Source organism: Veillonella infantium, from assembly GCF_002959895.1.
GTDB classification, from domain to species: Bacteria; Bacillota; Negativicutes; order Veillonellales; family Veillonellaceae; genus Veillonella; species Veillonella infantium.
The window spans coordinates 139,791-151,735 of sequence record NZ_PPDD01000002.1 but is presented as its reverse complement, the minus strand read 5'-3'; the positions used below and the strand labels follow the sequence as shown (position 1 = coordinate 151,735).

Genomic DNA, 11,945 nt, shown 5'->3' with positions numbered 1-11,945 from the left:
ATGAAAGTTGCAATTGGTTGTGATCATGGCGGATTAAATTTAAAAGCATCCGTTAAGGAATTGTTAAATGCATTGGGACATGAAGTAGAGGATTTTGGTTGTCATACAGCTGATTCTTGCGACTATCCTGATATTGCTGTACCTGTAGCAAATGCAGTCGTATCTGGTCAAGCAGACAGAGGTATTTTGATTTGTGGTACTGGTATTGGTATCGGTATTGCAGCAAATAAGATTGCAGGTATTCGCGCTGCTCTTTGTCATGATACATTCTCTGCTCATGCATGTCGTGAACATAATGACGCTAACATTCTCACAATGGGGGAACGCGTTATTGGTCCGGGCCTAGCTAATGATATTGTTGCCATCTTTATGAAAACAGAATTCGAAGGTGGCCGTCACGCACGCCGTGTAGAGAAAATTAAAACATTAGAGAAGTAATACATCATTACCTATATATATTCGTTTTGCACGAGGAGGATACTCATGAGTTTCTTAGAAAAACAAGACCCTAATATTCAAGCTGTTATCAATCAAGAATTAGCACGCCAACGCGATAAATTAGAAATGATTGCTTCTGAAAACTTTGTTTCTCAAGCCGTAATGGAAGCTCAAGGTAGCGTATTAACTAACAAATATGCAGAAGGGTATCCTGGTAAACGTTATTATGGCGGTTGTGAAAATGTTGATGTTATCGAAACATTAGCTATTGAACGAGCAAAACGCTTGTTCGGTGCAGAACATGCCAACGTACAACCTCACTCTGGTTCTCAAGCAAACTTTGGTGTGTATTTCGCATTATTACAACCAGGTGATACTATTGTAGGCATGAATTTGTCCCATGGCGGTCATTTAACTCATGGTTCTCCTGTTAACGTATCTGGTACATATTTCAATGTAGTACCTTACGGTGTAGATGCAGAAACTCAACAAATCGATTATGATGAGTTCCGTAAAATCGTTTTAGAAGCAAAACCTAAATTGATTATCGCTGGTGGTAGTGCTTATAGCCGTCAAATTGACTTCAAAAAAATGGCTGATGTAGCTCATGAAGTTGATGCTATCTTCATGGTAGATATGGCTCACTTCGCAGGTCTTGTAGCAGCAGGTTTACATCCAAATCCTGTAGAACATGCTGATATCGTTACTACTACAACTCATAAAACATTGCGTGGTCCTCGTGGCGGTATGATTCTTTGCAAAGAAAAATATGCAAAAGCAATCGACAAAGCTATCTTCCCTGGTATTCAAGGTGGTCCTTTGATGCATGTTATCGCTGCTAAAGCTGTAGCATTTGGTGAAGCATTACAACCTGAGTTTAAAGTATATGCACAACAAGTTATTGATAATGCAAAAGCATTGGCTGCTGCATTGCAAGAAAAAGGCTTAACAATTGTTTCTGGCGGTACAGATACTCACGTTATGCTTGTAGATGTTCGCAATACTGGTTTAACAGGTAAAGAAGCAGAACACTTACTTGATGAAGTTGGTATTACATGTAATAAAAATACTATTCCATTCGATCCTGCTAGCCCATTTGTAACAAGCGGTATCCGTCTTGGTACACCAGCTCTTACAACACGTGGCTTACAAGTAAAAGATATGGAAGAAATTGCAGATATCATTGCAACTGTTCTTAAAAATCCTGAAGACAAAGCAATTCATGAAGAAGCAAGCAAACGTGTGGCAGCACTTTGTGAAGCGTATCCTTTATACTAATCTATTAGATTAACTATAACAATTACATATTTGTAGTTCTATAAACCTATAAGTAGCATAAAAGGGGTGTGCCTAGGCACATCCCTTTTAATATTTTTATGGCATGATTTATTAATCTGTGATAGAGTAAATATGAATATTAAATGGATACCGATAGGGTATGTAAATTATTTATAGGAGGACAGTCATGAAAGTTAATGTTATGACACATCCATTGATTCAACACAAAGTTACATTGATGCGTGATGCAGAAACAGGCTCTAAGGATTTTAGAGAATTACTTGATGAGATTACTATGTTGATGGGTTATGAAATCACTCGTAACCTTCCATTAGAGGATGTAGAAGTACAAACACCTTTAACTAAAATGACTGGCAAACGTATTGCAGGTAAAAAATTGGGTATTATCCCAATTCTTCGTGCTGGCCTAGGTATGGTCAATGGTATGCTTAACTTGATTCCAACTGCAAAGGTTGGTCATATTGGCTTATACCGTGATCCAGAAACATTGAAACCTGTAGAATACTACTGCAAGTTACCTTCTGATGTAGGCGAACGCGACTTTATAGTAACAGATCCAATGTTAGCTACTGGTGGTAGTGCAGCAGCTGCTATTACATTGTTAAAGGAAAAAGGCGCTAAAAATATTAAGTTAATGTGTCTTGTTGCGGCTCCTGAAGGTGTGGAAGCAGTGAATAAAGAACATCCTGATGTTCCTATTTATGTAGCGGCCCTTGATGAAAAACTTAATGATCATGGTTACATCTTGCCTGGTTTAGGCGATGCTGGTGACCGTATCTTCGGTACAAAATAATATAATCATATAAAGCGACATAATTTAGGTACAAAGTTGTATAAAATATCTAAATTATGTCGTTTTCTCCTATAAAGTCTTGAATAAAATCTACATAGGGTATACAATACAGATGTAAAAGTATTTTTTTATTTTGGGTGGGACGAATTTTGTTCACATGGGACGAAAAACGATTCATACAATCCTAACGGGTAAAGGAGGGACCCGATGAACGAGTTTCTAATGATATGTGAACGTATTGTTCCTGAAATCGTTAGTGTATTAAAGGAGCGATACAAAATATTAAACCACCTAGTTTATGAAGAGCCTATAGGCCGTAGGACATTAGCTACTGCAACGGACCTTCCAGAGCGAACCGTACGAAGTCATATTGAGCTAATGCGTGCTAATGGTCTTGTAGACATTTATAAACCAGGAATTTTTCTCACTGATGAGGGACATGCAATTGTTCCAAAGTTGCGAAATTTTTTAAATGAATTAGATCGTATTAACGAGCTAGAACATCGATTGACTGAAGCGCTTCATATCGATAGGGTTATCATCACTCCCACAGAAGGAACGTTGATGGTTAAAAAGTTAGGTTTTGCAGCAGCAAAGCTATTACAGGAATTATTAGAGCCTGACTCTGTAGTTGCTATCAGTGGTGGCAGTACAATGGCTGCAGTAGCTGAAGAGATGCCTGTATTACCATTTAATCCTATTGTTGTACCTGCCCGTGGGGGCGTTGGTGAGGTAGTTGAATATCAAGCTAACGTAATTGCTTCAGTGCTGGCTGAACGACTTCGTGGGACCTATAAAATGCTCCATTTACCTGATGGGCTTTCACAAGACTCATTGCATATGCTCATGACTTGCGAACCTCAAATTAAGGAAATTGGGGATCTCATTAGTAGGACTGACGTACTGTTGTTTGGTATTGGTACAGCTATGCGCATGGCGGATCAGCGCCATATAGCTGATGATGTGCGTAAGCAGTTAGTAGATAATCATGCTGTTGGCGAAGCTCTTGGTCAATATTGCGATATAGATGGTAAGTTGATTTATTCCACTAATAATATTGGTTTATCTCTTCCAGATGTTGCAAAAATTCCAAATGTGATTGCTGTGGCTGGTGGACAAGATAAATCGAGTGCCATTATTGGTGTTATGAGAGCTTGTCAAAAAGGCATACTTATCATTGATGAGCAAGCTGCAGAAGGTATGCGTCAATTGTTACAAATTTCAGCGTTATAAGTGAAGTTAGTAGTTAAATATTTTGTTAGAATATTTTTGTTATTAGGAGGATCTAACAATGGCAGTAAAAGTTGGTATTAACGGTTTTGGTCGTATTGGTAAATGTGTAGTACGTGCAGCGATTAACAATCCTGACGTAGAAGTTGTAGCAATCAATGCTACTGGCGATAATGAAGGTACTGCATTATTGTTAAAATATGACTCTGTTCATGGCACAATTCCTAACGAAGTAACATTTGATGAAGACAACATTTATGTTGACGGTAAGAAAATTCGCGTATTCCATGACCGCGATGCTTCTAAATTGCCTTGGTCTGAAGAAGGCGTTGAAATTGTTATGGAATGTACTGGTAAATACCGTGATGCAGAGGAAGCAAAAGTTCATTTGAATCAACCTACTGTAAAAAAAGTATTAATTTCTGCACCTGGTAAAAACGAAGACTTAACTATGGTTATGGGTGTTAACCAAGATATGTATGATCCTGCAAAACATCATATTATTTCTAACGCATCTTGCACAACAAACTGCTTGGCTCCATTTGCTAAAGTATTATGCGATGAATTCGGCATTAAACGCGGCATGATGACAACTATTCATTCCTATACTAATGACCAAAAAATTCTTGATGCACGTCATAAAGACCCTCGCCGTGCTCGTGCAGCAGCTATGTCTATCATTCCTACAACTACTGGTGCAGCAAAAGCGGTTGCTAAAGTATTGCCTCAATTAAAAGGTAAATTAGATGGCTTTGCATTGCGCGTTCCAACTCCAGACGTATCTGCTACAGATCTTGTTTGCGAACTTGAAAAACCTGCAACTAAAGAAGAAATCAATGAAGCATTCCGCAAAGCAGCTGCTGGCGAATTAAAAGGTATCTTAGGTGTATCTGATGTGCCATTAGTATCTTGTGACTTCAGCTCCGATCCACGTAGCTCCATTGTTGACGCTGATTTAACAATGGTTATGGATGGCAATATGGTAAAAGTTGTTTCTTGGTATGATAACGAATGGGGTTACTCCGAACGTCTTATCGACATGGCAGCATTCGTAGCAAGCAAAGGCTTATAATCGGGAGGCTTTGATGAAACAAACAATCGAAGGTTTACAAGTAGATAATAAAACAGTATTTGTTCGTGTTGATTTTAATGTTCCTATGAAAGACGGTGTCATCACTGATGACACTCGTATTCGTAGTGCATTACCTACTATCAATTATTTAATTGAAAAAGGGGCAAAGGTAATTCTTGCTTCTCACTTTGGTCGTCCAAAAGGGGAACGCAAACCTGAAATGTCTTTGGCACCATGTGCAAAACATTTATCTGAGCTTATCAACAAGCCAGTAGCATTCGTAGATGACTGCATTGGCCCTAAGGTTGAAGCGGCTGTAAAAGCATTACAACCAGGCGATGTATTGATGCTTGAAAACTTGCGTTACCATAATGAAGAAACTAAAAACGACCCTGAATTTGCTAAACAATTGGCATCTCTTGCTGATGTAGCAATCAACGATGCATTCGGTGTATCCCACCGTAATGCAGCATCCGTAGTTGGTATTGCTGACTATATCCCTATGGCAGCAGGTTTCTTGCTCAAAAAAGAAATTGATGCATTAAGTGCAGCTGTAGTTCATCCTAAAACACCTATGGCAGCTATTATCGGTGGTGCTAAGGTAACAGATAAAATTTCTGTTATTTCAAATCTTTTGCCTAAGGTTGATGTAATGATCATCGGCGGTGGTATGGCAAATGCTTTCATTAAAGCACAAGGCTGCAACATTGGTAGCTCTTTATTTGAAGAAGGTCAAGAAGCTATTGCTACAGATCTTGTTATGGAAGCTCGCGTAGCAGGTGCTAAATTATTGACACCTATCGATGCTGTAGTAGCTGATGCTTTCAGCAACGACGCTAATACTAAAATCGTTGACGTTGAAAATATTGAAGATGGTTGGATGATTCTAGATATTGGTCCTAAAACACGGGAGCTCTATGTAGAAGCATTGGCGCCAATGAAGACTATTATTTGGAATGGTCCTATGGGTGTATTTGAAATGGAAAACTTTGCAGCTGGTACTAATGCAGTAGCAAAAGCTGTAGCTGAATCCGATGCGATGACTATCGTTGGTGGTGGCGACTCTGTAGCGGCTATTGAAAAAAGTGGCTTAGCAGATAAAATTAGCCATATCTCCACAGGTGGTGGTGCATCTTTAGAATTCTTAGAAGGCAAAATTCTACCAGGTATTGCTGCATTGTCTGAGGCATAATATGAGAAAACCCATTATTGCAGGGAATTGGAAAATGAATGGCACCATTGCGTCTGGATTTATTCTGATCGAAGCGTTTAACAGCGTGTTACAAGATATGGAATTATCCTGTGATGTAGTTGTTTGCCCGCCTTTCACAGCTATCGAACGTGCTGTAGCACTAACACGAGATACAGCTATTGAAGTAGGCGCACAAACTATGGATTATCATGATGCTGGTGCATTCACTGGTGAAATCTCACCACTTATGCTTACAGAGATAGGCGTCAATTATGTTATTATTGGTCACTCTGAACGCCGTGAATATTATGGTGAAATAGATGAGACGGTAAATGCAAAAATCAAAAGTGCATTTCACCATAATTTGACTCCTATTGTCTGTGTTGGTGAAAGTTTAGAACAACGTGAATCCGGGCATACTCTAGACTGGATTACATCTCAACTTAAAGGTGCTTTAGTTGACGTTCCAAAGGAACAAGTTAGTCAGTTGATTATTGCGTACGAACCAATTTGGGCTATCGGTACAGGTAAAACAGCAACTGCCGATCAAGCTGAAGAGGTATGTAAAGAAATTCGTGATTACATTCGTTCTTTATACGATGATGAGACTGCTGATGCCGTGCGCATCCAATATGGTGGTAGTGTTAAATCCGAAAATGCCCGTGAAATCCTTGGGGAACCAAATATTGATGGTGCCCTTGTAGGTGGTGCATCTTTAGTAGTTGATGAATTTATTGATATTATTAAAGCGGCGAATCAAGTAAGCGCTTAATATGAGGTTAAAAATGGCTAAATTAAAGGCTCCCGTAATGCTAGTTATCCTAGATGGCTTTGGCATGGGAGATCAATCAGATACAACCAATGCTGTAGTACAGGCGAAGCCGCACTGTTTTAATCAATTGTGGGATATGTATCCCCATACAAAATTAGAAGCATCAGGACTAGCGGTAGGCCTTCCAGAAGGCCAAATGGGGAATTCTGAGGTTGGTCATTTAAACCTTGGCTCTGGTCGTATTGTGTACCAAGATTTAACTCGTATTACTAAAGACGTTGAGTCTGGCGAGTTCTATAATCGCCCTGTTATAAAGGAACTGTATGAAGTAGGCAAAAAACAAAGCTTACATCTTATTGGCCTAGTTTCTGATGGCAATGTGCATTGTTCTTTAGAACATATCAAGGCTGTTATTAAAGGCGCTCATGACAATGGTATTGAGCACGTTTATGTACATGCCTTGCTCGATGGTCGTGACGTAGCCCCTCAATGTGCACAAGGCTATTTAAAAGACTTAGAAGCGTATATGGCAGAGCTAAACTGTGGAAAAATTGCTACTGTGAGTGGTCGATACTATGCGATGGACCGTGATAATCGTTGGGACCGTGTGGAACTTGCTTACAATGCGATTGTAAATGGTCAAGGTGAAAGAGCCGCATCAGTCTGTGAAGCGGTGCAACAATCTTATGACAAAGATGCGGCAGATGAGTTTGTTCTTCCTACGGTAATTGATGCTGAAGGAACGATCAAGAATGGCGATGCTGTTATCTTCTGTAATTTCCGTCCAGACCGAGGTCGTGAGCTTACAAAAGCCTTAGTGTTGCCAGACTTTGATGGCTTTAACCGTGAACCATTATCTTTATACATGGCGACTATGACTAAATATGAAGATGGTTTACCAGTTCATATTGTGTATGAAAAGGACATTTTATCTGAAACACTAGGCGAAGTACTAAGCGTAGGCGGCTATCGTCAATTGCGTATTGCTGAAACAGAGAAATACGCTCATGTTACGTATTTCTTCAACGGCGGTAAAGAGGAACCATTTGAAGGTGAGGACCGCATACTTGTGAAATCTCCTCAAGTGGCAACCTATGATTTGCAACCTGAGATGAGCGCTTATGAAGTAACCGATAAAGTTGTACAAGCTATTCAAGATGAAACGTATGACATGATCATCTTAAACTTTGCAAATCCAGATATGGTAGGTCATACAGGTAGCTTTGAAGCAGCTGTTAAAGCAGTTCAGGCTGTAGATACTTGTTTAGGTCGTATCGTTGAGGCTATACGCAGTAAGAATGGCCACTTATTGATTACAGCAGATCATGGTAATGCGGAGCTTATGGTTAACCATGAAACTGGCAAAGTTCATACGGCGCATACAACAAACTTGGTTCCTTTAATTTTAATGAGTGATGCCTTAAAATCAGCTACATTAGAGGCTGGCAAATTATGTGATATTGCTCCTACATTATTAGACTTGGCTGGTATAGAACAACCAGAATCTATGACAGGTCATAGTTTAGTAAAAAAAGTATAATATAGAACTTTCACTATATTAGTAGTTAACAAGAGTTATAACCTATATGGTTTTGCTCAATATATAATATCTGTCGCATGACAGTTATCCCATTAGATTTTTATGAGGTGAAGAAATGGCAGTAATTGAACAAGTCATTGCAAGAGAAATTTTAGATTCCCGCGGTAACCCAACTGTTGAAGTTGAAGTATGTTTAGAAGATGGTACTATTGCAACAGCAGCTGTTCCATCTGGTGCTTCCACAGGTAAGTTTGAAGCTGTAGAATTACGTGATGGTGATAAATCCCGTTACTCCGGTAAAGGTGTATTAACAGCTATCGATAATGTAAATGCTAAAATCGGTCCTGCCATTATTGGTTATGATGCGACTGAACAAGTAGCTATCGATAACTTGATGTTGAAATTAGATGGTACAGACAATAAATCTAACTTAGGTGCTAATGCAATTCTTGGTGTATCTATGGCAGTAGCTCGTGCAGCAGCTGAATCCTTAGATTTGCCATTATTTGCATACCTTGGCGGTTTCAACGCAAAAGAATTGCCAGTTCCTATGATGAATATCTTGAATGGCGGCGCACATGCGGATAATAACGTAGATATTCAAGAATTTATGATCATGCCTGTAGGCGCGGAATCCTTTGCTGAAGCTCTTCGTAGCTGTGCAGAAGTATATCATACATTAAAATCTGTACTTCATGATAAAGGTCTTAGCACTGCCGTAGGTGACGAAGGTGGTTTCGCTCCTAACTTGGCATCCAATGAAGAAGCGTTAGAAGTAATTTGTGAAGCTATTAAAGCGGCAGGTTATGAACCTGGTAAAGACTTTAAATTAGCTCTTGATTCTGCATCTTCTGAATTCTATGAAGATGGCAAATACAATTTAGCTGGCGAAGGCAAAGTTAAAACAGCTGCTGAAATGGTGGATTTCTACGAATACTTAGTAGGTAAATACCCAATCGTATCCATCGAAGATGGTCTTGCTGAAGAAGATTGGGATGGTTGGAAATTATTGACAGAACGCCTTGGCGATCGTGTACAACTCGTTGGTGACGATTTATTCGTAACTAATACAAAACGCTTAGCTCGTGGTATTGAGCTTGGTGTAGGTAACTCTATTCTTGTAAAAGTAAACCAAATCGGTACTTTAACAGAAGCATTTGACGCTATGGAACTTGCTAAACGCGCAGGTTATACATGTGTAGTATCTCACCGCTCTGGCGAAACAGAAGATACATTTATCGCTGATATTGCAGTAGCTGTAAATGCTGGCCAAATTAAGACTGGTGCACCAGCTCGTTCTGAACGTGTAGCTAAATACAATCAATTGCTTCGTATTGAAGAAATGTTATACAAAACAGCACAATATAAAGGTAATGACGTTTTCTATAACTTAAAATAAAAATCGTCTTAGCTAAAAGTCCAATAAGGGCGCCCTTCGGGGCGCCTTTTTTGTATGCCTAAAAATAGAAAAGTTTTCGCTTCGTGGATTTTTAAAAATAAAAAAGGGATTTTGGGGATGATGTCGAAACCTATAACGCCATACGCTAGTGTGAGGTAAAAACATACCGCAAGGTATAGGAGGTGACCATGTATGTAGACGTAACATTAGACGACATTATCCTATATGCTTTAGAACATCATGTCAGCGATATTCACTTTGATCCCACAAAAAGTGGTGTCCAAGTTCGGTTACGACAAGATGGATTACTACGAACAAATATGACTGTGACTTCTGAAGAGGCTGAACTTATTATCAACCGCATCAAGGTTTGTAGTGCATTAGATATTAGTGAAAAAAGATTGCCTCAAGATGGTCGATGGGCTTGGAGTCATAAGGATACATCTGTAACAATGCGCGTATCCACATTGCCTAGCCTATATGGTGAGACTTTGGTCTGCCGACTTATGGGAAATGAAGGGAGCCATAAAGATTTAAAAGCGCTAGGGATGCGTGCAGATATTTATGAGCATATTAAACAATTACTAAAACGTCCTTATGGCTTACTTCTAATTTGTGGACCTACAGGTAGTGGTAAAACGGCTACTTTATATGCCATGTTACGCATGTTAAATCTAGAGGAAACAAAGCTCATATGTCTTGAAGATCCCGTAGAGGCTGAAATTAAAGGAGCCATACAAATTGGTATTAATGAGAAGATTGGCTTTACATTTGCCAAAGGGCTTAGATCAGTGCTACGGCAAGATCCAGATACGATTATGATTGGTGAAATCAGGGATAAGGAGACTGCAGAGCTGGCCGTTAAATCTGCTTTAACAGGGCATCGAGTGTTATCTACCATTCATACAAACACAGCTATTGGTGTTGTAACGCGTCTCATGGATATGGGGGTAGAACCGTATTTAATACGGGCTACTTTAATGGGGGCAATAGCGCAACGTTTAGTTCGAAAATTTGATGGCACCACGTATCATGGACGGACTGCGCTCTTTGAATATTTAGAAATACCAACCAATTCAGTTCACTGGGATCAATTAGAAGCACATTTACTTGTGTCCCTAGAGGATTCCGCTCGTGAAGCTGTATCTCAGCATGTTACATCGATAGAGGAGGTGCATCGTTGTGGACTCATGCTGTAATAGTGGAAGTTTAGAAACCATTGTTGAACAAGCAATACAATTATCATCTACAGATATTCATCTACAATGTGGTGAGCCTATCTATTTGCGACATGGTGATGGATTGAAGGCTACTTCGTTTATATGTACTACTATCTTAATTGAAGATATTTTACGACGTTGTGGTATAGCCTCTTATGAATGGCAATCTCTCGATGAAGCTTGTTCCTGTTGTGGCGTGCGTATACGTGTTCATCTATATAAGGCTAATCAAACGATATGTGGGACACTGAGGTTATTGTGCCATCAACAACTTAAGCTAGAGGATAACAGTGAAGGACATTTACTTCAAAAACTATGTGAAGCACATGATGGTCTATTGCTTGTATGCGGGCCTACAGGTAGTGGGAAAAGTTTTACCTTAGCCTGTTGTATTGACTATATAAATCAAACTATGGAGCGTCATATCATTACCTTAGAAGACCCCATAGAATTTGAGTTTAAGCCTAAGAAATCTTTAATTCATCAACGCCAATTAGGTGCCGACATTAAGTCTATGTCTAATGGTATTCGCGATGCATTGCGAGAAGACCCAGATGTCATTATGGTTGGAGAGCTTCGAGATCGTGAAACATTAGAGGCCGCACTTCATGCGGCCGAAACGGGTCATCTTGTGATGGCCACTATGCATACGCAAAGGGCCGTGATGGCAGTTCACCGCATGATTTCACTATTTCCTGGTGAACAACAAGAGGAGATTCGCAGTCAAATATCTCAAGTGTTACGTGCTGTTATATGTCAACGACTCCTTAGGTGGAATAAAAAGTTTATTACCATTCGTGATATTTTGTTAAACACTCATGCAGTGGCAAATTTAATACGCACCCGTAAGGAACCGCAAATTATCTCTATTCAAGAAACACAACTGCCTATGAAAACACTAGAAATGGCCGTACGAGATGTAAAAGCACAATATGGAACGCAGCATCAACTACATATGCTATTAGATCAACAATTATCGTAGGTGCAGAT

Annotated in this window: 11 protein-coding genes; all 11 read left to right on the top strand. The window is 39.5% G+C overall.

Going from position 1 to position 11,945, the window contains the following annotated elements; genetic code table 11:
* The 11 genes from rpiB to VCHSUH03_RS01985 all read left to right on the top strand — a co-directional run bounded on the left by rpiB (position 1) and on the right by VCHSUH03_RS01985 (position 11,937).
* Complete coding sequence (rpiB, locus tag VCHSUH03_RS02035) at positions 1 to 438, top strand: ribose 5-phosphate isomerase B (RefSeq protein ID WP_105093888.1); 438 nt, start codon at positions 1 to 3, stop codon at positions 436 to 438.
* A 45-nt stretch (positions 439 to 483) separates the two neighbouring features.
* Complete coding sequence (locus VCHSUH03_RS02030; protein ID WP_105093887.1) at positions 484 to 1,716, top strand: serine hydroxymethyltransferase; 1,233 nt, start codon at positions 484 to 486, stop codon at positions 1,714 to 1,716.
* A gap of 187 nt (positions 1,717 to 1,903) precedes the next feature.
* Positions 1,904 to 2,530, top strand: coding sequence for a uracil phosphoribosyltransferase (gene upp / locus VCHSUH03_RS02025; RefSeq protein WP_060924220.1), 627 nt, complete (start codon positions 1,904 to 1,906; stop codon positions 2,528 to 2,530).
* Between the two features lie 207 nt (positions 2,531 to 2,737).
* A complete protein-coding gene (locus VCHSUH03_RS02020; protein ID WP_060924221.1) occupies positions 2,738 to 3,763 on the top strand; it encodes a sugar-binding transcriptional regulator in 1,026 nt (341 codons plus the stop codon).
* A gap of 58 nt (positions 3,764 to 3,821) precedes the next feature.
* Positions 3,822 to 4,832, top strand: a complete 1,011-nt coding sequence (gene gap, locus VCHSUH03_RS02015; RefSeq protein ID WP_105085797.1) for a type I glyceraldehyde-3-phosphate dehydrogenase — start codon at positions 3,822 to 3,824, stop codon at positions 4,830 to 4,832.
* Positions 4,833 to 4,845: 13 nt separating this feature from the next.
* On the top strand, positions 4,846 to 6,024 hold the full coding sequence (locus tag VCHSUH03_RS02010) for a phosphoglycerate kinase (protein WP_060924223.1): 1,179 nt from the start codon (positions 4,846 to 4,848) through the stop codon (positions 6,022 to 6,024).
* Position 6,025: 1 nt separating this feature from the next.
* On the top strand, positions 6,026 to 6,796 hold the full coding sequence (gene tpiA, locus VCHSUH03_RS02005; RefSeq protein ID WP_105093886.1) for a triose-phosphate isomerase: 771 nt from the start codon (positions 6,026 to 6,028) through the stop codon (positions 6,794 to 6,796).
* 13 nt (positions 6,797 to 6,809) lie between these two features.
* Positions 6,810 to 8,336 (top strand): 2,3-bisphosphoglycerate-independent phosphoglycerate mutase, encoded by a 1,527-nt coding sequence (gene gpmI, locus VCHSUH03_RS02000; RefSeq protein ID WP_105093885.1) that lies wholly within the window; start codon positions 6,810 to 6,812, stop codon positions 8,334 to 8,336.
* Positions 8,337 to 8,451: 115 nt separating this feature from the next.
* Entirely contained in the window at positions 8,452 to 9,735 is a 1,284-nt protein-coding gene (gene eno / locus VCHSUH03_RS01995) for a phosphopyruvate hydratase (protein ID WP_105093884.1), read from the top strand.
* Between the two features lie 188 nt (positions 9,736 to 9,923).
* Positions 9,924 to 10,934, top strand: a complete 1,011-nt coding sequence (locus tag VCHSUH03_RS01990) for a GspE/PulE family protein (RefSeq protein WP_105093883.1) — start codon at positions 9,924 to 9,926, stop codon at positions 10,932 to 10,934.
* Complete coding sequence (locus VCHSUH03_RS01985) at positions 10,918 to 11,937, top strand: type IV pilus twitching motility protein PilT (RefSeq protein ID WP_105093882.1); 1,020 nt, start codon at positions 10,918 to 10,920, stop codon at positions 11,935 to 11,937. Before VCHSUH03_RS01990 ends, VCHSUH03_RS01985 begins: the two co-directional genes overlap by 17 nt.
* Positions 11,938 to 11,945: the final 8 nt, after the last annotated feature.